Genomic DNA, 21,504 nt, shown 5'->3' with positions numbered 1-21,504 from the left:
GCGACTCGCCACCGTCGGTCACTCCCCGTCGCAGTCGCTGTCGGCGTCGCGAGCGGGGTCGTCGGTCCGCTCGCGGTCGCCCTCGGCCATCCAGCGGACCGTGTCGTCGAGGTGATCACGAAACGCGCGAGCCTCCGCCGGCGTCAGTGCGACGTCCGCGTGGCCCGTTCCGTGGTCGCCGGCCATCGCGTCGATGCTCACGATCACGCGGTGGCCCCCGTCCGATTCCGGTCGGACCGAGATATCGGCCCGGTCCGGGTAGTCCCGCGGCGGTCCTATCTCGAGGTCGGTTTCGCCGCGCGTGACGCCGATCTCGACTCGCTCGGGGTGCTCGAGATCGAACGAGTCCGTCGGATTCTCCTCGATCGAAGTCGGCTCTTCCGGCCCGTTCCGGTCGTCGTCCGGCATGCGTATTCCTTGTTCACGCTACATCTTTGGTGTATCCCGTCGGCGGCGAGTTCGGCGCGTCGACCGTCCGCTCGCGCGGGCCTGCTCGAACCCGCCTCGTCGACCTGCCGTGCGATCAGTCGTCCATCGGCGCCGACACGGGTTCGACGCGCTCGCCGCGCGGTCCCTCGAGGTCGGCCGTACAGAAGTCACTCTTATTGCAATGCATTGCGATGCAATACTCATGGAGAACGTCACGGCACGAATGAGCGACGAGGAACTCGATCTCCTCGACCGGCTCGCCGAACAACGCGGCAGCGGGCGAAGCGACGCGATACGAGAAGCGGTCCGACGCGGAGCACGCGAGGAACTCGTTCGGATCGCCCTCGAGCGCTACCGTGAGGGCGATGTCGGAATGCGCGGTGCTGCGGAAATCGCCGGCGTGTCGATCTCGCGGATGATGTCCGAAGCGAACGACCGAAACGTCCTCTCGAACTACGACGAAGCCGATCTGGCGGAAGACGTGGACGCCCTCCGATGACCGGATCCGGGGCCGAACGTCGGACGCTTCTCGTCGATGCGAGCGTATTCATCACATTGGCTGACACCGAGTCTCTCGAGTACCTTCGAAATGCGGATGGACACGTGTCGATGCCAACGACTGTCGTCGCTGAAGTAACCTCGGAACCCGCCGCGAGCGAACTCGAGAACGCAACAGGCGAGTGGGTGACGACAGCGACGCTGGTCGAGGACGGTACGGGTATCGATGAGCGGGCTGACCACCTCGAGACGGCTGCGATTCACCTCGACAGATCATCGAATCCTGAAGATTGGGGCGGTGACGTCCCGTTATTGGCAGCGGCTCTCTCTCACGAGGAACTGGTGATCGTTACTGACGATAAGCCCCTCCGAAAGACCTGCAAGGTTCTGTCGATCCCCGTCACCGGCTCCCTCGGGATTCTCATTCGCGCCGTCGAACGCGGTGATCTCGACCCTGCCACGGCGAAAGGCAAACTGGAAGCCATGGACGAGGTCGGTGCACGACTTAGTGTCCGCCTGCTTCGTCGTGCGGAGCGATTGATCGACGATGCGGCATAACGTACTTTCCGACCTGCTGGACCGTCTCAGTCGTCGTCCATCGGCGCCGACACGGGTTCGACGCGTTCGCCGCGCGGTCCCTCGAGGTCGACCTTCGGGAGCAGATCGCGCAGGTAGCGACCGGTGTGGGAGTCCTCGAGACGGGCGACGTCCTCCGGCGTGCCGGTGGCGACGATTTCGCCGCCGTTCTCGCCGCCCTCGGGGCCGAGATCGATGATGTGGTCGGCGTTTTTGACGAGGTCCAGTTCGTGTTCGATGACGGCGACGGTGTTGCCGTTGTCGGTGAGCCGGTGGAGGACGTCGATGAGCTTTCGCTCGTCCGCCGAGTGGAGACCGGTCGTCGGTTCGTCGAGCAAGTAGAGCGTCTCGCCCGAATCCTTCTTGCCGAGTTCCTCGGCGAGCTTGATTCGCTGGGCTTCGCCGCCGGAAAGCGTCGTCGAGGGCTGGCCGAGTTTCATGTAATCCAGCCCGACGTCCTTCAGCAGTTTGAGGCGGCGCCGGATCTGGCTCGTGGACTCGAAGAAGTCGTAGGCCTCCTCGACCGACATCTCGAGGACGTCGGCGATGGTCGCGCCCTTGTAGGTGACGTCGAGCGTGGCGTCGTTGTATCGCGCGCCGTCGCACTCCTCACAGGGGACGTACACGTCCGAGAGGAAGTTCATCTCGATCTTGACGGTGCCCTGTCCGCCGCACTCCTCGCAGCGGCCGCCCTTGACGTTGAACGAGAACCGGCCCTTCTCGTAGCCGCGCTGTTTGGCGAGTTTCGTCTCCGCGAACAACTCGCGGATGTAATCGAAGACGTTCGTGTACGTCGCCGGATTCGAGCGAGGCGTCCGGCCGATCGGCGACTGGTCGATCAGCCGGACCGTCTCGATCTCTTCGAGTCCCTCGAGGGCGTCGTGGTCGCCCGGGATGACGGACGTGTTGTCGTTCATCCGGCGGGCGAGACCCTTGTAGAGGACCTCGTGCATGAGCGTGGACTTCCCGGACCCGGAGACGCCCGTGATCGCGGTAAAACAACCGAGCGGGATGTCGACGTCGAGGTCCTTCAGATTGTGCTGGCGCGCGCCGCGGATCGTCAGCGCGCCGCCGGGATCCCGTCGTTCGTCGGGGACCGGGATCTGCCGGCGCCCAGAAAGGTACTCACCCGTTATCGATCCCTCGGTGGCTTTGACCTCCTCGACCGGCCCGTTGGCGACGACCTCGCCGCCGCGCTTTCCCGGGCCGGGCCCCATGTCGATCACGTTGTCCGCCCTGCGCATCGTCTCCTCGTCGTGTTCGACGACCAGCAGGGTGTTCCCCAGATCGCGCAACTCCTCGAGGGTATCCAGCAGCCGGTCGTTGTCCCGCTGGTGGAGACCGATCGACGGTTCGTCGAGGACGTACAACACCCCGACGAGGCCGGAGCCGATCTGCGTGGCCAGCCGGATGCGCTGGCTCTCCCCGCCGGAGAGCGTCGAGGCCTCGCGGTCGAGCGTGAGATACTCGAGGCCGACCTCGCACATGAATCCGAGGCGGGCGCGGATCTCTTTCAAAATCTCCTCGGCGATCACCTTCTCGCGCTCGGTGAGATCCGCCTCGAGCGACTCGAAGTGCTCGAGGGCGTCCCCGATGCTCATCGCGTTGATCTCCGTGATCGCGGTTTCGTCGACCAGCACGGCACGGCTCGCGGGCTTGAGGCGGGTGCCGTCGCAGGCCGGACACTCCGTGACCGACATGTAGTCTTCGATGTGGTCCCGCGTCGAGTCCGAATCGGTCTCGATATATCGTCGCTCCAGGTTCGGAACGACACCCTCGAAGCGCTTTCGCTTCCGTCGAGTGCCGTTCTTGGTCTGTCGCTCGAACAGCACCTGACCGTCCGTCCCGTAGAGAAACGCCTGCTTTACGTCCGCGTCGAGATCCTCGAACGGCGTCGACAGCGAGACGCCGAAGTGCTCGGCGACGGCGTCGAGTCGCGTCCTGTAGTACGACCTGTTGTAGCTCCAGGGCTCGAAGGCGTGCTTGAGCGGCTTTGACTCGTCTTGCAGGACGAGGTTCTCGTCGATCTCTTTGGTCTCGCCTAAGCCTTCGCACTCGGGACACGCGCCGTGGGGCGAGTTGAAAGAAAAGGAGCGGGTCTCGATCTCCGGCACGTCGATCCCGCAGTGGGTGCAGGCCAGGTCCTTCGAGAACTCGACGACGAACCGGTCGTCGTTCTCGGTCTCGTCACCGAGTGCGCCGGTCCGCCGGGCCTCCTCGCCGAGGTCCGCGGCGACGTCGGCCGAGGCGTCCGGAAGAATAACCTTCAGCACCCCGTCGGCCTCGTCGAGCGCCGTTTCGACGCTGTCGATGATCCGCGGTCTGTCTTCCGCCGAAACTTTCACGCGGTCGACGATCACGTCGATCGTGTGGTCGAAGTTCTCGTCCAAGTCCGGCTCGTCGAGGGTGAGGTCGTGTTCCTCGCCGTCGATCTCGACGCGAGCGTACCCCTCCGAGACGAGTTCCTCGAAGAGGTCTTCGAACGCGCCCTTCTGGTCGCGGACGACCGGGGCGGCGAGTTTGGCCTTCGTCCCGTCGGGGAGCTCGAGGATGCGTTCGACCATGTTCTGGGCCGACTGCTCGCCGACTTCGCGACCGCACTCGGGACAGTGAGGCGTGCCGACGCGGGCGTAGAGCAATCGCAGGTAGTCGTGCAGTTCCGTGACCGTCCCGACGGTCGAACGGGGGTTGTTCGCGGCGTTTTTCTGGTCGATCGAGATCGCCGGCGAGAGCCCCTCGACGGTCTCGACCTGGGGTTTGTCCATCTGACCCAGGAAGTTCCGTGCGTACGCCGAGAGGCTCTCGATGTATCGGCGCTGCCCTTCCGCGTAGACCGTCTCGAACGCCAGTGAGGACTTGCCCGACCCCGAGAGGCCGGTGACGACGGTGAACGATTCGCGGGGGATCGAAACGTCGAGGTCCTTGAGGTTGTGTTCTTCCGCACCTCGTACTTCGATTGTGTCCTTGCTCATCGTTCGGTCGCGACTGTGGACTGTTTCGTTCGTCGATACGGTACCGGATTCATCGTATCTGCATCAGTGGCCCGAGGGACTTAACGAGTCTGAAAGACCAATGCCAAGCGGGATGCTAGCATTCGTTGACCGACGGTCGGATCCGCTCCGAAACGACGGCTGGCCGAACTGGCGACCGGTTCGGCCGGGGACTCGCTCCGCTGGCGGCGTCACTCCCGATCGAGGTGCTCCGGCCGTCCGCCATCGTTCGGTTCGTCGACGTCCTGCGGATCGACGTGGACGAACACGTCGTCGACTTCCGGGATGGTACGGATGGTCGCTGCGACCGCAGACTCGAGGTCGTGTGCCTCCTGGAGCGTGAGGTCGCCCGCGACCTCGATGTGAAGACTGACGTCGACCTCCGGGCCGACGTAATGGGCGACGATGTCGTGGGCACCGCGGACCCCCGGATGGGTGAACGTCCGCCGGAGTATCTCCTCGCGGAGTTCCGGTGGCGGCGCGGCACCGACGAGGTAATCGACGTTGTCCCTCACGATGTCGTACCCCGTGTAGAGAACGCCCACCGCGACGACGGAGCCCGCGAGCGGATCGAGAAGGGGATATCCCGCTATCGCGCCGAGCACGCCCGACAGCGCCGCGACCGCGGTGAGGATGTCGGTTCGGTTATCGAGCGCCGTCGCGGTCATAGCGGGCGAGTTGTACGCGTCGGCGACTCGCAGACAGTAGCGGTAGAGCCCGTACTTCGCCACCGCGCTCGCGGCGAGCACGCCGACCGCCCACGGACCGACGACGACGGCGTACTCGCCGGCCAGGAGCGTCGTGGCCGACCCGTAGATGAGTGTACCGCCCGCGGCGAACACCCCCGCGGCGACGAACAGCGAGACGAACGGCTCGATGCGTTCGTGTCCGTGCGGATGTCCGAAGTCCGGTGGCTGCGTAGTGACGTAGAGCCCGGCGAGTACGACGACGCTGTAGAGGGCGTCGGCGGCGCTGTTGACCGCCTCCGAGCCGACCGCGTAGCTTCCGGTCGTCCACCATACCGCGCCCTTCGCAGCGGCCAGCACGAGGTTCACGGCGAGCACCACAGCGCCGACGCGCCGGACGGCACCCCGTCGATCCATCGTCGGTGTTTCTACCCGTGCGTCGAAAGCGCTTGTGCTCGGCCGACAGTCTGCCCCTCGAGCCACCGACGAGACGGATCGGGCTCGACTCGGCGGCCACCGGACGACTGGTCCGTGCCCAAAGTAACTTCGGCAGGAAGCCCCAAGGGAATCATATGAGCGACGACGCCGCGGACGAACTCGCGGTCGACGAATTCGTCGAGTACTGCCGAACGCAGGCGGGACTTCTGTCCGGGTCCGTCGAAACGATGAGCGAGGAGGCCGACGAACTCCTCGACGAGATCGACCAGGAAATGGCCGACATTCGGTCGCGCCTCGAGGCGCTGCCGGACGAGGTGCCGGCGACCGAAACGCCGTCGACCGCGGACGTACCCGATACGAGCGAGGCCGACGTCGCGGCGATCGAGAAACTGCAACGCGAACTCGAGGAAAAGCAACTCCTCGTCGAGGCGAAACAGGCCCGGATGCAAGCCTTTCAGGATCTGGCAGCGGGCTATACCGAACTCGCCGAGGAGTTGCCGTCCGCGGCGGACGACGGTGCCGAAGCGCTGACTCGCATCGTCGAATTCGAGGCCGACGCCGACGCGCCGGCGTACTTCGACGAGCGCCAGACGATGGTCGAAGCTGCGATGTCACAGAACGACGAGGACGAGTAACCGGACCGATCCGCTCGTCGTGGCCTCCGTCTCCGGTCTGGGGTCGCCGCTGCTCCGCATGTGTCAGGAGACGTACTATTCCGAATATTGATTTGTGGTTGTTACGTCACGTTAAATCATGCCAATCGAATACAGCCAGCGCGAGAAGTCCTACGAACTGTATCGGAAAGGAAAGCGAGAGGGAACGTGGGACCCGGACGATTACGACCTCGAGGGAGACCGAGCCGACTGGCAGCAGTTCTCCGACGAGGAGCAACACCGATTCCTCGCGACGTGTTCGGGATTTTACGACGGCGAGGAGGACGTTACGCGGACGCTCGCACCGTACATGATGGCGCTGGACGCCCTCCCGAACGAGGAGATGCCCTTCGACACCGTCCAGGAGGAGATGTACCTGGCTCAGCAGGTCTACGAGGAGGCCAAGCACACCGACCTGTTCAGTCGGTACTTCGAGGAAGTCTTCGACACGCAAGAGACCGCGCCGTACCGTGAGGGTGGGTATCAAGAGCAGGGCTACAGCACGGACAACCTCTACGACACCGCGGACGACCTGATGGCCGCGATTGACAGTGGCGACCGAACCGAACTCGTCTACGCACTCGGCGAGGCGTATCTGAATTACATGGGCATCGTCGAGGCCCAACTCGCCCGCGGTGGCTACCTCAGTTTCGACCAGATGATCGAACTGAAAGCCGAGCAGATGGGTCGAGACGTCGTCCTCGAGTCGTTCCAGGAGTCGATCGGGAAGGTCCGCCAGGACGAGACGCGCCACATCGAGAACGGCCGCTGGATCCTCCAGCAACTGACCGAAGCCGAACCCGACATCGTCGCGGACGTCTACGAACCGCGCATCGAGGAGTACGTCGAAAACCGGCTGCTCTCCGGGCCCCTCTACGAGGACCAGCCCTTCGAGGGCTACGATCAGCACAAGATCGGCAAACAGGTCGTCCAGTATTTACAGGACACCATCGACTACATCGGTGCCGATCAGTTCGACCGGTACGACGACGTTCGGGCCGCGATGAAGAAACAGCAGGCTGCCGACTGACGCTCTAACAGACGTCGAACGTCAGTGTACGCCCCGCTCGCGAATCCGCGGCCGGCGAGTCTTCGCTGACCGCGTCACTGCGAGCGCCTCGTTCCGTCGTCGTCCGACTCACTCCGCCGTTCTCGGCCGTCTTACCGTGACCAGTGCCTCGAGTGAGGCGTCTATCCGACTCACAGCGCCTCGAGCACCGCGTCTACGTCCTCGCTGGTGTTGTAGGCGTGAATCGACGCGCGGATCGCGTCCGGCTTCGGGAGGGATCTGACGACGATCCCGCGGTCGGCGAGTCTGTCCACCTCCTGCTCGGGCTCGGCGACGTCGATCGTTATCAGTCCCGATTCGTACGATCGGGGACTGAGCAGTCGGTCGTCCGTCAGGCCGTCTTTGAGCCGATCGGTGAGGGCTTCGACTCGCCGCTGGATCGCGTCGATTCCGACGTCCTCGAGCACGTCGATGGCTTCCGTGAGCCCGGCGTGCGGCGCCGGACTCGCCGTTCCGATTTCGAACCGCTGTGCTCCGGCAGCGTAGCGGTAGTCGCCGTCGTCTTCGTCCGCGACGCTCCGGTAGCCGATCGCTGCCGGAACGAGGTCCCGCTCGACCCCGTCGCGGACGAAGAGAAAGCCCGCGCCGAACGGCCCGAGCAGCCACTTGTGGCCCGCCGCGACGACGAAGTCGGCGCCCCACTCGCGGACGTCGACCGGGCCCTGGCCGGGCGATTGCACGGCGTCGACCAGCACCAGCGCGTCCTCGTCGTGGGCGATGTCGACGATTTCGCCGATCGGCAGTCGGGTGCCGTGGGTCCACGTCACCGAACTCACGCAGATCAGCGTCGCTTCCGCCGCGACGGCCTTCACGTCGTCGAGCGCGAGTCGCCCCGCCTCGGTCTCGAGAACTCGCACGTCGACCCCCGCTTCGCGTTCGAGACGCTGCCACGGCAGAACGCCCGCCGAGTGCTCGAGGTCGGTCCTGACGACGACGTCGTCTTCGGTCCACTCGAGCGCGCCCGCGACCCGGTTGATCCCGTCGGTCGTACTCTGCGTGAGCGCGATCTCGCTCGGCGCGCACCCGAGCAGGTCGGCGACCGCCGCTCGCGCGTCGTCGTACACGTCGACCGCCGCGGGATACATCCCCTCCGCCGCGGGCGCTTCGTATTCGTGATACTCGAGTGCAGATTCGGCCGCTTCGACGACGCGGCGGGGGCTCGGTCCGCCGGCACCCCAGTTGCAGTAGACGCTCGACTCCAGAGCGGGCATCGTCTCGCGGAGATCACGTGGCTCCATCACCCGATCGTTCGCACGCTTCCGTGTTCGTTCTGCCGGTCGGGCCGCGTGGAAACGGCCCACGTAGACACACTTCGAAGAGGTACGACTGCCGTGCGGCGTCAGTTCGTCCGGCGGGCCCGATCCCGGTCTCTCCGCGTGTCCGTCCACTGATGGCCGCGTTTCGAAATTGGATATATAAATTCCCACGATATGGTGGGAATGGTCAACTCAGTTACCATGGGCCGGGAGTCGTCGATACTGCTGAACGTATGTCCACCAAATCGGTAAATGAGGAGAAGAACGATGGCCGAAACCCGATTCCACCGACGACACGTACTGCAGGCGACCGGCGCGCTCGCCGTGGCCGGCTGTCTCGAGAGCAATGGACAGGTGAACAGCGCGAACACCGATCAGCCGGCGGGCGATGAGGGACTGTCGGCACACCGTCGACCCCGCCTGCGACCGGCCCCTCTTCGATCCCGCTCACCTCCGACCGGACCGCATTCGTTTCGTCCCGAGATCCGAACCCGTCCGCCCGTCCGTCCGCGCTCCGATTCGGTTTCGCTGACACGACGCGCTCGTTTCCTTCCCGATCGCCAGTAACAGAGGTGTATTCTTAAGCCAGTTCGGACGCCAGTCTCAGGCTGTGATGTTCCCCTCGAGTCCGTCGATCGCGTTCGACGCGAGCGATCCGGCGACGACGGTCGCGATCGGACGGCTGTTCGCGTATCTCGCGATCGGTATCGCCGCGGTGATCCTCCTCTACTACGCGATCGTCTACGTTCGAGACGTCCTCGCGGTCGAGGCCGGCACCGAACTGTGGTATCTCGTGATCGGGATCGGTGCGGCGATCGTCTACGCCGTCGCCGGAGTCGCCTCGATATTGCTCGAGCCCGAGTGGATCACTCGGTTCGTCGACGGAGCGGTGCTCTTTTTCATCCTCTTTCTCGCGCTGGCGATCCGCGCGATGTATCACGAGCAGCCGACGGCGGGCGATCGGACCCGATTGGTGCCCGCGTGGGTCGACTACGTGGTCATCGGTATCTTCGTTGCCGCCTGGTGGGGGACCTTCCTCGTCGAGAGTTCGTCCACGCGATTGGTCGTCGCCGTCGGCTGGATCGTCACGTCCGCCTGGGCGGTGTTCTACGGCGTCCGCGCCGTCAGCGTCCACGAAGGGACGACCTTCGCCGCGCTGACGCGTCACCTGTTGCCGGCGATCGTCTGTGTCGTCGCGGTCGTCTTCGTCGACCTCGTGACGGGCTATCTGTCCGGCTACAGCGCGCTCGCCGACGCCACCTGGCTCGTCGGGACGACGCTGGTCGCGGCGTTCCTGTTCAATACCGCCGTCGCGATCCGCCAGCAAGGCGGCGAACTCGAGCGGCTCTACGACTGGACCACGTGGCGCGAACAGACGTTCGACGATCGGTCAGCCGAGTGAACCCGGTCGCTCGAGCGAGCGTTCGCGAACCCGGAAACGCCGTCGTGCGTCCACCTCCGCGCGGCCGTCGGTTCGGCCGGAGCCGGACGGCCGACGGCCGGTGCGTTCGGATCCGTCGGTTCCCCCTCAGAGTTCGCCGCGCAGGATGACCTCGCTGTCGACTCGCTCGAGCATGTCCTCGGTGACGACGTAGTCCTCGTCGTCTCGATTCTCCCACCCGACGGCAGCGAGCGCCTGTTCCGCCAGACTCGGGTTGGGATCGACGTACGCTCTGTCGTCCTCGACGTCGGCGACGATGCCGAGTTCCTTCCCTTCGACGTCGACGACCGTCTTTCCGACCTCGTCGTCGGTCAATGGTGCGGTCATACCGGCGGCTACGGTACCCGTCCGGGTAAGGCGACGGCCGTCCCGTGCCGGTTCGAACGCACCCCCGGTAAATCGGTCTCGTCCCGCTCTCGGCGGCGACTGGTCGCTCGAGGCTGCGTACGCGTCCCGGGGCTATTTGTTGCTCGCCACTGACGGTAGGACGCGCTCCCACGCGCCACCTATCATGACAAATACACTCGAGATAAGCGACGATCTGATGGAGCGACTCGACGCCCACTGTGAGGAGGGACAATCCCACGAGGAACTCATCGAAGAACTGGTTTCGATGTACGAAACGGAGGGCGCCTTCCTGCAGGAAGGCTACTCCGAGTGAAACGGGGACGGATTCGAAGGCATCCTCGTCGGCCGCGTAGAAATCGCTCTGCTCGAATCGATCGGATTGCCAGCCGTCGGTATCGCTCGCGTTTTCACACCCGGCGCGCCGCTCCGACCGTCCACAGACTGTGACAAGGGATGACACTCAAGTAGTTGGTGCGCGTATCGGTCGGTATGCACCTGCTGGTCGCCCTCGAGGACTCGGAGCCGGGATGGGCGGCGCTCGAGTTCGCGTGTACGGAACACGCTGACGACGAACTGACGGTACTTCACGCCGTCGACCCGACGAACAGCAGTTACGGTGAGGTCGCACACCTCGGAGCGGATGCGCTACTCGAGCGACTGCGCGACGAGGCGACGGAGTTACTCGCCGACGCCGAGGAGCGCGCGGCGGAAGACGACTGCGCTGTCGAGACGGCGGTGGCCGTCGGCCAGCCCGCGGACGAAATCGTCTCCTACGCCGCGGACAACGACGTCGACCTGATCGTCGTCGGGAGCCACGGCCGAACCGGGTTCTCGAGAGTGTTGCTGGGGAGCGTGGCCGAACGGGTCGGTCGACAGGCGCCCGTCCCGGTGACGATCGTGAGGTAGTGACCGTTTGGCAGCGGTGGATTCGACCGTCGTGTCGTCGATCGCGTACCTGCCAATCTGGCGAACCTGTTGCCCCATTCTGTTCGATTAGCTCTGTGGCACTGTTACATCTAGAGAAAACCGGAAGATGCGGCAAGATATTTCTGGCCAATTTGTATTGAACATCCTGACTCATTGCTCACGTGGATGTAAAATAGGCGCGTGAGCGAAAACACAATATACTGTGTAACGAGATCCAACAGCTCACACCCTCTAATCCGTTGACGTCTCGCAATTCTTGCTAGATTTACAGGTGGTCACAGTGCCTGCCACGGGGTTTAACCCCGTGGATGAAGCCGATACTCGGTGACTCGCCCAAGTATGTCGTGACATACCACATACAGGCGGTGTGACGGCACCACTCGCGTCTGGCTGAGAGTCCACGAACACGGACGTCAGACGTCCCTCGTGACGTCGATTCTCGTAGAGAAAACCAACCAACCTCATGGCCCATCCGAGACTGTCCGGTCAGCGGGTGAATCAGCGGAGTGATTGGCGTACCCTTTGAACGACCCAGGTCTACAAGCTGCGCCCTTCATATCGTCGAGCCCAGTTTCGGCGACAACGTGATTCAAACGTTGCGCAGACCACTCATTCCTGACTGCCTGAGGGATCTTCGATCCCTCTCCGTTTGCGGCGAGGAGGATGTCACACATCCACATATCAGAAGCAAGCCCATTGAATCAGAGTAAACAACTAATGATAATCATGAATTTTAGAGGTCGGTAACTCGCCACCAGAAACCCTCTCTATCAATTTATATACTAGTTACGTACTGTCGAGATTGAACCGGGTTCAGAATAGAGTCAATTATGAACCGACGAAAATTCATCACGATCGCTGCATCGACTGGAACTATCGCCGCTCTTGCTGGTTGCGCATCCAGTGAGGACGATTCTGACACCGCGTCGGGTGACAGAAATACTAACGAAGATACTGGTGGCAACGGCAATGGTAATGATAACGGCGACGGCGGAGATGGGTCAAGCGGAGTTGAAATTCTGACCCACAACGTTGTCGAGTCCGATATCGGCAGCTACGTCGAAATCCACGGCGAAATCCAGAACAATACGGGCGAAGAGCAGTCCTACGTCGAGATTCGGGCACGATTCCGTGACGAGGATGGTACTCGCGTTGACGACGCGTTCACTAACTTCACGGATGTTGCAAACGGAGAGACGCTTCGCTTCGAAATCATGACCACACTCGAGCCGAACGAGTTCGCGGAATACGAACTCGAAACGAGCACTTCCCCATTCTGATCAATGACAGAATCCACCGACGCAGTAGCCGACGATCGAGACGAACAGTTCGACGACACAGACTCAGACAGAGAATCTGAAGCAGACGCGGAAGTCAAGATGGATTCAGGAGCAGAAGACGAATCTGGCGTAGAAGTAGAGACGGGTTCAGAACCGACCAATGGCACGAGCGGGGGATATGACCCTGCACGAACGAATACGAACACTCAGTTCTGTATGAACTGTGGTGAGGAGATTTCGGAACAGGCAGCGGTCTGTACGAACTGTGGTGTCGCTGTCAATTCGAGTGCGGATTCGAACTCGGTTGAAAAGAATCCTGGGCTTGCTGCTCTTGCATCAGCCGTTATCACTGGCGGTGGCCAAATCTATAACGGCGAACTCGCCAAGGGCATCTTGCTAATGGTCGTTCAGGTCATCAATGTGATTCTAATGTTCGTTCTGATTGGCCTAATCACGTTCCCCATTACCTGGGTCTACAGTGTCTGGGACGCCTACAAGACCGCTGAACGAATGAACGAAGAAGGAGTGAATGCATAGAATCAGTACTTTACAGAAGTGCAAGGAGAATGCCCCGAGGCTTGACTTCGGGGTTGAATCAGACACTCCGTGTAACAAGCCAGTAAGTCAACACACTCTTAACCAGTAGGCAGCGATGGAATACAGTCACCGTTACCACGATTGCCCGACACAAGCAGTAGCGGAACGACTGGACTATCACATTCACGTTGCTCGAATACAAGGGCGACCTGTACGGCACGCGTGTCGTTCAGGTTGAAGCACGAGGCACGACGAAAGAGTGCGTTCAATGTGGTGTGGAGACGGTGAAACCAATCTGGGTCAGGGAACACTCCTGTCCGAGTTGTGGGTTTGAGTGTGACCGTGATGCAAACGCATCGTTGAACGTCTTGCAGAGTGGTTTTCAGGAGTTAGGGCTGGGATGGCCCGAATCAACGCCCGTGGAGACTGCGCTCCCTACGGACACCACGTCGGTGTCTGCAAAGCGCGTCATAGAAGCAGGAAGCCTCGGGGCGTGACCCCGAGGCGATTCACGAAGCCAGTTAGTGAGAACGTCTGCTTGCTGAGGAGGGGATTTCGATGCAGTCCGTGCTGCATACGCGCGATGAACTAACAGGCATGTTTTGTCAGGTGGTGAGGGTTTCAGGAGCGTCGTTCGGTTACGTTCGACAGCACGTCGCCGGCGGCCACCGCTTGCAGCGGGAACGTGGCTCGTTCGCGCTGGAGAGACACTGAAGGGACTCGATCACGTACGATCGACCGAACAGGACAGACTAATTACGGTCCACCACAGTCACGGTTACATGAACGACTGCTACGACGTAGTCATCGCCGGTGCCGGTCCCGCCGGTGCGCAGTGTGCCCGCGATCTCGCCGCCAGAGGGTACGACGTCGTCGTCCTCGAGACCGAAGCGGAGGACGAGTTCCCTCGCCAGAGTAACAAGTCTACCGCGGGAACTTTCCCCTCCATGATGGCGTCTTTCGGCATTCCGGACGACGTCGTGATGCAGTACACGGACAGCGTCGTCCTCGAGTCGCCGATGGAACACTACGTTCGCGAGCAACCCGGCGCGGTACTCGAGTTCGCCGACTTCAAGCGCTATCTCGTGCGAGACGGCCGTGACGACGGCGCAGAGTATCGGTTCGACGCCCGCGTCACGGCCCCGATCATGGACGGTGGCGAGATCGTCGGCGTCACTTACAACGGTGACGAGGAAGTCTACGGCGACATCGTCGTCGATGCGACGGGACCGGCCGCTCCCCTCGCGAAGAAACTCGGCGTGGTCGACCTCAAACGCGAGAACCACGCGATCGGCATCGAGTACGAGTTCGAAGGAATCGATATCGATCGACCGGGATTCGCGGATTTGCGCGACGCGATGATGCTGCGTCTGGACCACGACATCGCGCCCGGGGGGTACTCCTGGATCTTCCACACGGGCGAAGACACCGCAAAGGTCGGCCTCTGTTACATTCAGAACGACAGTCACGCCCAGTACAGCCGGGACGACTTCAGCATCGACGATTATCTGTCCCACTGGCTCGAGACCGACCCGCGGTTCCGGGACGCCGAGCGAATCGAGGGCAAACAACACCGCGGGTCGGCCCACATCCAGGCACCCGGGAAACTCCACACCGACCGGTTCATGGCCATCGGCGACACGGTCCCGACCGTCGATCCGCTCTGGGGCGAAGGAATTAACAAGTGTATGCAGTCCGGTCGCGTGGCCGCGGCCGCCGCCGACAGCTGTCTCAAACACGGGAACCTCGAGCCGACTGCCGAGAATCTCGCGGTCTACGAGACGCTCTGGCACCGCGACGTCGCGCCGAGCGCGAAAACCCGACTGCTGATGACGCAACTGCTCTATCTCGCCCCTAACGACCGCTACGACAGGCTCATGCGGGATCTGCAACGTCTCGACGACGAAACGCTCGCCGACGCGAACAACGGGAAGCCACTGGCCATCGCCCGGTTGCTCGACCTCGAGGACGGGCCCCTGCTCGCCCGGTTCGCGAAACAGCAGTTCGGCCTCGACCTCGGCGGCTTGCTGTCGTAGGTTCTCGAAACGCTCGGCGAGTCGAGCGCCGGGGACTCTGCCCCTTCGTCTCACGCCAGAAATTGCGCCTCGAACGATTGTACGCTCTCGTCGGTGCCGGCGAGGACGACCTCGTCGTCCGCCTCGAGGACGAACGACGTCGGATCGAATTCGGTGACCGTCTCGTCTCCTCTGGCGACGGCGAGGACCGTACAGCCCGTTCTCGAGCGGACGTCCGCGTCGACGACCGTTCGCCCGGCGAGTCGACCGACGGGAAGCTTCACGACCTCGATCTGCCGGTCGACAGCCAGCACCTCCGCGTCTTCGAAGACGGTCGAGGCGAGCATCCGGCCGCTGACCGTCGCGAGCGACTGGATGTAGTCCGCACCCGCCCGGTAGAGTTTCTGAACGCTCTCGGCGTCGTTCGCGCGGACGATGATGTCGACCGACGGATTCAGGTCCCGGACGACGAGCGTCGTGAAGATCGCAGTCGTGTCGTCGTCGAGGGTGACGATCACCGCGGACGCGTCGTCGACCCCGGCCTCGCGGATGGCCGCCGGATCGCGAGCGTCCCCGACCACGTTGACGCCGTCTTTGTCGACGGTGTCGAGAACGGTCACTCGAGAATTCGTCGCCGCGAGCGCGTCACCGGCCGCCGCACCCGACTCGCCGTACCCGGCGATCACCACGTGCTGGGCGGCGAAGGGGTGGACCGTCGACAACGCTTTCGCGCGTAACGCATCGATCCGCTCCGGTTCCCCCGCGACGAGAAGGCGCGTCCCGACGTCGATCTCCCGGTCTCCCGGGATCGGGCTCTCGAACGATCCGTCGAACCACACCCCGATGCCGTCCACGCCGTACTTCTCCCGGAGCCGGATCTCGCCCGCCGTCCGGCCGGCGAGGTCGCTTCCCTCGGCGATCGAGAGCTCGACCAGTTCCAGGTCGTCGCCGATCTCGACCCCGTCTTCGACTGCCGTCGTCACCGCCGTCGGCACGCGGTGTGCGAGACTCTCGCCGAGCAACTGACGCGGTGACAGCACCTCGTCCGCGCCCGCGATTCTGTGATACTCACCGAGGCGCTGGTCCTCGACCAGCGTCACGATCCGCACGTCCGGATTCGCCTCCCGGGCGGAGAGGACGATGCTCGCGTTCGTATCGTCGGCCGAATCGGCCACGACCGCCGTCGCCCGCTCGATCCCGGCGTTCTCGAGGACCGCCGTCGACTCCGGATCGCCGTGGATCACCCTGTACTCGGCCTCGTGGAGGGCGGTCGCCGTCTCCTCGTCCGGTTCGACGACGACGTACTCCCGCCCGCGGGACTCGAGTTCCTCGATGAACGCCTCACCGCGAGGCGTGTACTCGCAGATGACGACGTGATCCTCGAGTTCCGTGGCCGCCGTCGGGGGGGTGATCGCCAGCGTGTTCCGGAGCCACGGAACGGCGAAGACGTCCGCCGCGGTGAGGATCAGGCCGATCCCCATCAGTTGCAGGCCGATCGTCAGCACGTACATCTGCGGCGTCGCCCATCCCGCATCCTCGCCGTAGCCGGTCGTCGTGAACGATTGAAAGACGATGCCCAGCGACCGGAAAAGCGGCTGTGGGTCGTTCTCCCACGTTGCCATCCCGTAATTGTACAGCAACGTCGCGCCGACGGTCGTCACGACCACGAGGACGAAATAGTGGCGGGTGCGGCGTGATCTCCACAGTGGCATACGCTACCTAACCGACGGACGGCTGTTGATGGTATCGGTCGATCGAACTGACGATGGGACGGTCGACCGCGTTGCGAGCGCCTCTCCCGTCATACGCAGGGTGTCATCGCGAAAACGTGGCCCGAAGGCCGCCTTCGCCGTCGATTTATATCCCGAGGCCGATACGACAGTCGATGGCGCTCCTCGAGAATCTCACACTGGTGTTCGTCGCCGGGCTGATCACAGCCCTCGCGACTGGACTCGGCGCGATACCGTTTTTCTTCTTCGAGGGGATCAGCGACCGTCGGAACGTCGTCCTCTGGGGGCTCTCGTCGGGCATCATGCTCTCGGCGTCGACCTTCGGCCTCGTCGAGGAGGGGCTGGCCGAGGGAACGCCCCTCGAGATCGCGATCGGCATCGCCGCCGGGGTCGCGCTCGTCGTCGTGGCTCACGACGTCCTGATGGACGCCGATGTCGATCCACGGGAGTACGAGGAAGCCGATTTCAAGAAACTGATTCTCATCCTCGGCATCCTGACCGTTCACAGTTTCCCGGAAGGAGTCGCTATCGGCGTCTCCTTTGCCGATCTCGGGCTCGAAGGCGGAGCCGAACTCCTCGGCTTTACCGTCCCGTTGCTGGCGATCTTTATGACGATCGCGATCTCGATCCACAATATCCCCGAGGGAACCGCGATCTCGATCCCGCTGAAGTCGATGGGCGTCTCCGAGTGGAAGATGGTCTGGTGGGCCGTCTTCTCGAGCCTTCCCCAGCCGATCGGCGCCGTCCTCGCGTTCGGGTTCGTCCGGTACGCGCGCGAGTTTCTCCCCTACGGCTTCGGCTTCGCCGCCGGCGCGATGATCTACCTCGTTCTCACCGAGTTCGTCCCCGAAGCGCTCGATATCGGCGCGGAGTTGCCCCGAGGTGGCAAGCCCGAACTCGCGGCCGGCGTCGTCGTCGGAATCCTCGTCATGGTGCCGCTGGCGTTCGTCTGAGCACCGACCGAGATGCCGGGACCGGGGCGCACCGCGACCTGTCCTTTCGCCAGTCATTTCACGGGTCTCGCCGTACGTTCCGGGAAATGTTCGATACCATCCTGATTCCGACCGACGGCAGCGACCACGCCGAGGCCGCCGCCGAGACCGGCCTCGAACTCGCGGCCGTCCACGATGCGGCGGTTCACGTCGCGTGCGTCGCCGACACCGGCCCGCTGGGGGATCTCCGACTCCCGGGTGACGCCGCGAGCGCCGAAGACGCGATGCGCGGTCGTGCCCGGGAACACGTCGACGCGGTCGTCGATCGGGCCGCCGCCGCCGACCTCGACGTTACCGGCGTCGTACTCGAGGGCCCGCCCGAGAGCGAACTCCTCGAGTACGCCCGGGATATCGATGCCGACCTCGTCGTCATGGGAACCCGCGGTCGCGGCGGCGTCCACCGGATGGCGCTGGGAAGCGTCACCGATCACGTCATTCGATTCGGCGATATACCGGTCTTCGTCGCGAACTCGGGACCGCAGACGGAGTGAGCGTCGTTTCGGCGGGGCTCCCGTCCGGTACCGATCGTCGTTCTGCGGGGACGTCGATCCCCATCGTCATCCGGCGATCTCGTTGATCGCCTCGGTCCGGCGGCCGATCGACCAGCCGAGGAGCGCGAGCCCGGCGTAGACTCCGATCGCAGGCAGGGCGTAGATTCCGACGATTCCCTCGAGGGGAATCCCGATCGCGTCGAAGGCCAGCATGATCAACAACGAGACGAGAAGGAGCGCGATACCGATATCGGCGAACCGCATGCTGGGGAACTCCTCGCGGTCGTGTTCGGCTCCCGCCCGACCGAGCGCGTAGAACACGAGCGTGTACGTTATCCAGCCGGCACCGAGCGTCAGCACGGTCAACAACACGTCGCCGGGGAGATATCGCGGAACGAATACGATATGAAGCACCAGCGTCACGAGCAGCGCACTACCGAGCAGCACGTACAACAGCGGTCGTCGGTCACCGTTCATCAGGTACACTGACTGTCTCGTCGTCCATTACTATTTTGTCGTCGACGGATCGCACGCACCCGGCTTCGAGCGGCCGGAACTCGAGGTCCCGAGCGACGGTCCGGACTCGCCAGACTCGAGTTACTCGAGAACGTGCCCGTGTTCGTCGATCTCCCCCCTGACGATTCGCGTCGATGAAATACGCTCGCCGTCGTCGTCGAGGACGTAGGGTGCGACGATTCCGGACAGCGGGTCCAGCCCGCGTTCGCGCCGCTCGTCGTTGATCTCCTCGAGTTCCGGGGCCGTCTCGGGGGAGACGACGAGCGCGTCGATCGACGGATCGTCGGTCGCGATCCCGCGTTCGGTCTCGAGTTCCCGGATTTCGATCTCCCGATTCCACTCGTCGATCTCTGCTATCGCGTCGGCCACGGATCGCGTTCGTTCGCCGAACGTGGGAATCGGACGGGGCTCGTGGCGCGTCTCGACCGCCAGCTCGTCACTCGTCAGCGCCACGACGACGCCGTCGTCGCCGAATCGAAGTGCGTGTTCGAACAGCGCCCGATGTCCGTCGTGAAGCGGCCCAAACGTGCCGGCGACTGCGACTCGCATACCGGTACTCGAGTACGGGGATTCCCATAATTGTGGTGTGAAATCCCGGACACCGTGGGACGGTCGAATCTGCCGCCAGAGCGAGTCCGGATTCAGGACCCGTCCTCGAGAAGACCCGCCGTCGTCGCCACCGTCGCGAACTCGCCGGCGAGGTGAGCCAGCGCGGTGCGGTGGACCGTCTCCGCGTCGAACGTCTCGCCGTCGTAGGTCCGATCGAAGGTCGCGGTCGCGTCGCCGACCACGATGGGATCGAAGCCGAGATTCTCGGCCATTCGCGCGCTCGTCGAAACGCAGTGGTCCGTCGTGAGCCCCGCGATAACGAGCGTCTCGTGGTCCCGTTTACGGAGCCACTCCTCGAGATCGGTTCCGATGAACGCGCTATTGACCGACTTTTCCACGGTCGTCTCGCGCTCTCTGGGCGCCGTCTCCGGTTTGAACGCGAAGCCGGGGTCGTCGCCCCGAAGCGGCGAGTCGGGCTCCGTCGAGTCGTGTCGAACGTGGACGACGGGCCGATTTCGATCGCGCCAGCGCTCGAGCAACCGCGCCGCGTTCGCTTCCGCGTCGGGATTGTTTCGGTTCCCCCAGGAGGGATCGTCGAACCCCCGCTGGAAGTCGATCAGGACGAGGACGGCGTCCTCGATTCGAGCGCGGTTCGCGACGCTCGCGTCGACGGCGCGTTCGGCGGCCGTCATGGGAGGCGCGCGGCGGATTTCGGGTGCGTTCGGGTGATCGTGATCGGACACGTCGACGGCGCTTGCGATTCGTCCTCCGAGAACATGTACTGCGGCCACTCGCGGTCTCCCTCGACGCCCCAGTCGCCGAGATCGGCGTGCGGACAGACCCCGTCGTACTCCTCGAGGCGGTCCTGGATGACGTCGCGGGCGCGCTGGCCGGCCGGCGTGTCGGCTGTCACGTCGAGATCTTCGAACAGTGCGCGCGGCTGAAACGTAATTTCGAGACCGACGGGACAGTACCGGCTCTTTCGCGTCTCGTAGAACGGGGCCCGGCAGGTCGGAAACATCGGCTCGCCGCCGAGACAGAATTCCCAGTGTGGGTCGTCGGGATCGGTGGGAATGTCGTCGGGCCACGGCTCGGGATCGTGGAGGTGCAGCGTCTGCAAGATGTGCCAGAGGGCGTCGTGATACGAGGCCTCCGAGAGCGGCCGCTCGGGCGGCTTGAAGAAGGTCACGAGCGAGGCTCGATCCGAGTGATCCCGATAGCTATCGAGGTACTCGAGAATCCGATCCCGCAACGTCAGCAACGCCTCCGCGTCGCTCATCGAGGGCACTGCGGTGTACAGCGGCTCACCTTGTTGAACCGATTCGACGCCGAAGAAACAGGGAAACGGCGATCCGTTTCGCTCCCCGAGCAATCCCTCTCGAAACGTTTCCCAGTGGTCGCCGACCCACGCCGGCGCGTCACCGGTCCGAACCCGCCGATCCAGCGTCGCCTGATCCATCAGCGACTGGATACCCGGCTCGTTCATGAATTGCCCTTGGTGCTCGCGGAAATGTAATTTGCGTTCCGCTCGAGGCGTCGGCGTTCCGCGTGCGAACTCGGGTCAGATCGGTTCGACGTCGTCTCCAGTCGTCACGGCCCCACCCTCGTGAATCCGGGCTCGGAGCCCGCCGCGGTGGACGAGCGCGTCGCGGATCCCTCGTTTCTCGAGGTAACGCTCGAGGTACGAACACGGCTCGCAGAGCTCCGTGCCCTCGCAGACGACCTCGCCGATGCGGAACCGGCGGTCGACCAGGTGGTTCAACGCGACCCCCTCGGTCGTCAGGTTTCGCCGGTGGACGCCGGGCTCGAGGTCGATGTCGTAGTCGCGCTCGACCGCGTCCAGGGTCTCGCTCTCGATGAGCGTGACGTCGCTTCCGGTGCGCTCGGCGAACGTTCCCTCGTCGCTGTAGTAGCGATCGCCCTCGAGTCCCCGGTTCGCGACCGCGCTCACGCTATCGACGTGTCGCATCGATTCCCCCCGTTCGGGCGCGAGATGGATCGATCGAACTCGACCGGTCATACCGTCGTCGGGGCACCCGTCCGGGTTAACTCCCCCGATCGTACTCCGCCCGGCTCGGCTACC

General features: G+C 63.7%; 23 protein-coding genes and 1 pseudogene. 13 read left to right on the top strand and 11 right to left on the bottom strand.

The window, feature by feature from the left end:
* Positions 1-18: 18 nt before the first annotated feature.
* Positions 19-408 (bottom strand): hypothetical protein, encoded by a 390-nt coding sequence (locus NJT13_RS08470; protein WP_254525120.1) that lies wholly within the window; start codon positions 406-408, stop codon positions 19-21.
* A gap of 223 nt (positions 409-631) precedes the next feature.
* Between NJT13_RS08470 and NJT13_RS08465 the strand changes: the two genes are divergently transcribed.
* Both NJT13_RS08465 and NJT13_RS08460 read left to right on the top strand, forming a co-directional pair.
* Positions 632-928, top strand: coding sequence for a UPF0175 family protein (locus NJT13_RS08465; RefSeq protein ID WP_254525119.1), 297 nt, complete (start codon positions 632-634; stop codon positions 926-928).
* Complete coding sequence (locus tag NJT13_RS08460; protein ID WP_484549610.1) at positions 925-1,485, top strand: PIN domain-containing protein; 561 nt, start codon at positions 925-927, stop codon at positions 1,483-1,485. The genes NJT13_RS08465 and NJT13_RS08460 overlap by 4 nt, the downstream gene beginning before the upstream one ends.
* 26 nt (positions 1,486-1,511) lie before the next feature.
* Here NJT13_RS08460 and uvrA read toward each other — a convergent pair whose 3' ends face one another.
* Together uvrA and NJT13_RS08450 are read right to left on the bottom strand one after the other, a co-directional pair.
* Entirely contained in the window at positions 1,512-4,475 is a 2,964-nt protein-coding gene (uvrA, locus tag NJT13_RS08455) for an excinuclease ABC subunit UvrA (protein ID WP_254525117.1), read from the bottom strand.
* A gap of 209 nt (positions 4,476-4,684) precedes the next feature.
* Complete coding sequence (locus tag NJT13_RS08450; protein ID WP_254525116.1) at positions 4,685-5,596, bottom strand: cation diffusion facilitator family transporter; 912 nt, start codon at positions 5,594-5,596, stop codon at positions 4,685-4,687.
* Positions 5,597-5,751: 155 nt separating this feature from the next.
* Between NJT13_RS08450 and NJT13_RS08445 the strand changes: the two genes are divergently transcribed.
* On the top strand, positions 5,752-6,252 hold the full coding sequence (locus NJT13_RS08445) for a hypothetical protein (protein ID WP_254525115.1): 501 nt from the start codon (positions 5,752-5,754) through the stop codon (positions 6,250-6,252).
* Between the two features lie 118 nt (positions 6,253-6,370).
* Complete coding sequence (locus tag NJT13_RS08440; protein ID WP_254525114.1) at positions 6,371-7,300, top strand: ribonucleotide-diphosphate reductase subunit beta; 930 nt, start codon at positions 6,371-6,373, stop codon at positions 7,298-7,300.
* 170 nt (positions 7,301-7,470) lie between these two features.
* On the opposite strand, the gene NJT13_RS08435 is transcribed toward NJT13_RS08440, so the two are convergent.
* The gene (locus NJT13_RS08435; protein ID WP_254525113.1) at positions 7,471-8,577 is read right to left on the bottom strand and encodes an aminotransferase class V-fold PLP-dependent enzyme; all 1,107 of its coding nucleotides are present in this window, start codon (positions 8,575-8,577) and stop codon (positions 7,471-7,473) included.
* Positions 8,578-9,208: 631 nt separating this feature from the next.
* On the opposite strand from NJT13_RS08435, the gene NJT13_RS08430 reads away from it, so the two are divergent.
* The gene (locus NJT13_RS08430; protein WP_425499794.1) at positions 9,209-9,997 is read left to right on the top strand and encodes a hypothetical protein; all 789 of its coding nucleotides are present in this window, start codon (positions 9,209-9,211) and stop codon (positions 9,995-9,997) included.
* Between the two features lie 126 nt (positions 9,998-10,123).
* On the opposite strand, the gene NJT13_RS08425 is transcribed toward NJT13_RS08430, so the two are convergent.
* Positions 10,124-10,363, bottom strand: coding sequence for a hypothetical protein (locus NJT13_RS08425; RefSeq protein ID WP_254525111.1), 240 nt, complete (start codon positions 10,361-10,363; stop codon positions 10,124-10,126).
* Positions 10,364-10,547: 184 nt separating this feature from the next.
* Between NJT13_RS08425 and NJT13_RS08420 the strand changes: the two genes are divergently transcribed.
* The 6 genes and pseudogenes from NJT13_RS08420 (at position 10,548) to NJT13_RS08395 (ending at position 15,164) form a co-directional block, all read left to right on the top strand.
* Entirely contained in the window at positions 10,548-10,697 is a 150-nt protein-coding gene (locus NJT13_RS08420) for a DUF7557 family protein (RefSeq protein WP_254525110.1), read from the top strand.
* Positions 10,698-10,873: 176 nt separating this feature from the next.
* Entirely contained in the window at positions 10,874-11,290 is a 417-nt protein-coding gene (locus NJT13_RS08415) for a universal stress protein (protein ID WP_254525109.1), read from the top strand.
* Between the two features lie 851 nt (positions 11,291-12,141).
* On the top strand, positions 12,142-12,591 hold the full coding sequence (locus NJT13_RS08410) for an FxLYD domain-containing protein (RefSeq protein WP_254525108.1): 450 nt from the start codon (positions 12,142-12,144) through the stop codon (positions 12,589-12,591).
* Positions 12,592-12,594: 3 nt separating this feature from the next.
* Positions 12,595-13,128, top strand: a complete 534-nt coding sequence (locus tag NJT13_RS08405; protein WP_254525107.1) for a zinc ribbon domain-containing protein — start codon at positions 12,595-12,597, stop codon at positions 13,126-13,128.
* Positions 13,129-13,298: 170 nt separating this feature from the next.
* A pseudogene (locus tag NJT13_RS08400) lies at positions 13,299-13,625 on the top strand (zinc ribbon domain-containing protein); the annotation flags it as partial.
* A 285-nt stretch (positions 13,626-13,910) separates the two neighbouring features.
* Entirely contained in the window at positions 13,911-15,164 is a 1,254-nt protein-coding gene (locus NJT13_RS08395) for a digeranylgeranylglycerophospholipid reductase (protein ID WP_254525106.1), read from the top strand.
* A gap of 50 nt (positions 15,165-15,214) precedes the next feature.
* On the opposite strand, the gene NJT13_RS08390 is transcribed toward NJT13_RS08395, so the two are convergent.
* The gene (locus tag NJT13_RS08390) at positions 15,215-16,855 is read right to left on the bottom strand and encodes a potassium channel family protein (protein ID WP_254525105.1); all 1,641 of its coding nucleotides are present in this window, start codon (positions 16,853-16,855) and stop codon (positions 15,215-15,217) included.
* 173 nt (positions 16,856-17,028) lie between these two features.
* On the opposite strand from NJT13_RS08390, the gene NJT13_RS08385 reads away from it, so the two are divergent.
* Positions 17,029-17,826, top strand: coding sequence for a ZIP family metal transporter (locus tag NJT13_RS08385; protein ID WP_254525104.1), 798 nt, complete (start codon positions 17,029-17,031; stop codon positions 17,824-17,826).
* An 86-nt stretch (positions 17,827-17,912) separates the two neighbouring features.
* Positions 17,913-18,356 (top strand): universal stress protein, encoded by a 444-nt coding sequence (locus NJT13_RS08380; RefSeq protein ID WP_254525103.1) that lies wholly within the window; start codon positions 17,913-17,915, stop codon positions 18,354-18,356.
* A gap of 66 nt (positions 18,357-18,422) precedes the next feature.
* Here the strand turns inward: NJT13_RS08380 and NJT13_RS08375 are convergent, their stop codons facing one another.
* The 5 genes from NJT13_RS08375 to NJT13_RS08355 form a co-directional block, all read right to left on the bottom strand.
* The gene (locus NJT13_RS08375; protein ID WP_254525102.1) at positions 18,423-18,833 is read right to left on the bottom strand and encodes a hypothetical protein; all 411 of its coding nucleotides are present in this window, start codon (positions 18,831-18,833) and stop codon (positions 18,423-18,425) included.
* Positions 18,834-18,953: 120 nt separating this feature from the next.
* Entirely contained in the window at positions 18,954-19,421 is a 468-nt protein-coding gene (locus NJT13_RS08370) for a phosphopantetheine adenylyltransferase (protein WP_254525101.1), read from the bottom strand.
* Positions 19,422-19,513: 92 nt separating this feature from the next.
* Positions 19,514-20,113, bottom strand: coding sequence for a cysteine hydrolase family protein (locus NJT13_RS08365; protein WP_254525100.1), 600 nt, complete (start codon positions 20,111-20,113; stop codon positions 19,514-19,516).
* Complete coding sequence (locus NJT13_RS08360) at positions 20,110-20,907, bottom strand: YqcI/YcgG family protein (RefSeq protein ID WP_254525099.1); 798 nt, start codon at positions 20,905-20,907, stop codon at positions 20,110-20,112. Before NJT13_RS08360 ends, NJT13_RS08365 begins: the two co-directional genes overlap by 4 nt.
* 75 nt (positions 20,908-20,982) lie before the next feature.
* Positions 20,983-21,441 (bottom strand): MOSC domain-containing protein, encoded by a 459-nt coding sequence (locus tag NJT13_RS08355; protein WP_254525098.1) that lies wholly within the window; start codon positions 21,439-21,441, stop codon positions 20,983-20,985.
* Between the last annotated feature and the right edge of the window lie 63 nt (positions 21,442-21,504).

Source organism: Natrinema caseinilyticum, assembly GCF_024227435.1.
GTDB lineage: Archaea > Halobacteriota > Halobacteria > Halobacteriales > Natrialbaceae > Natrinema > Natrinema caseinilyticum.
The sequence above is the reverse complement of the archived record's forward strand: the minus strand, read 5'-3'. Positions and strand labels throughout refer to the sequence as shown.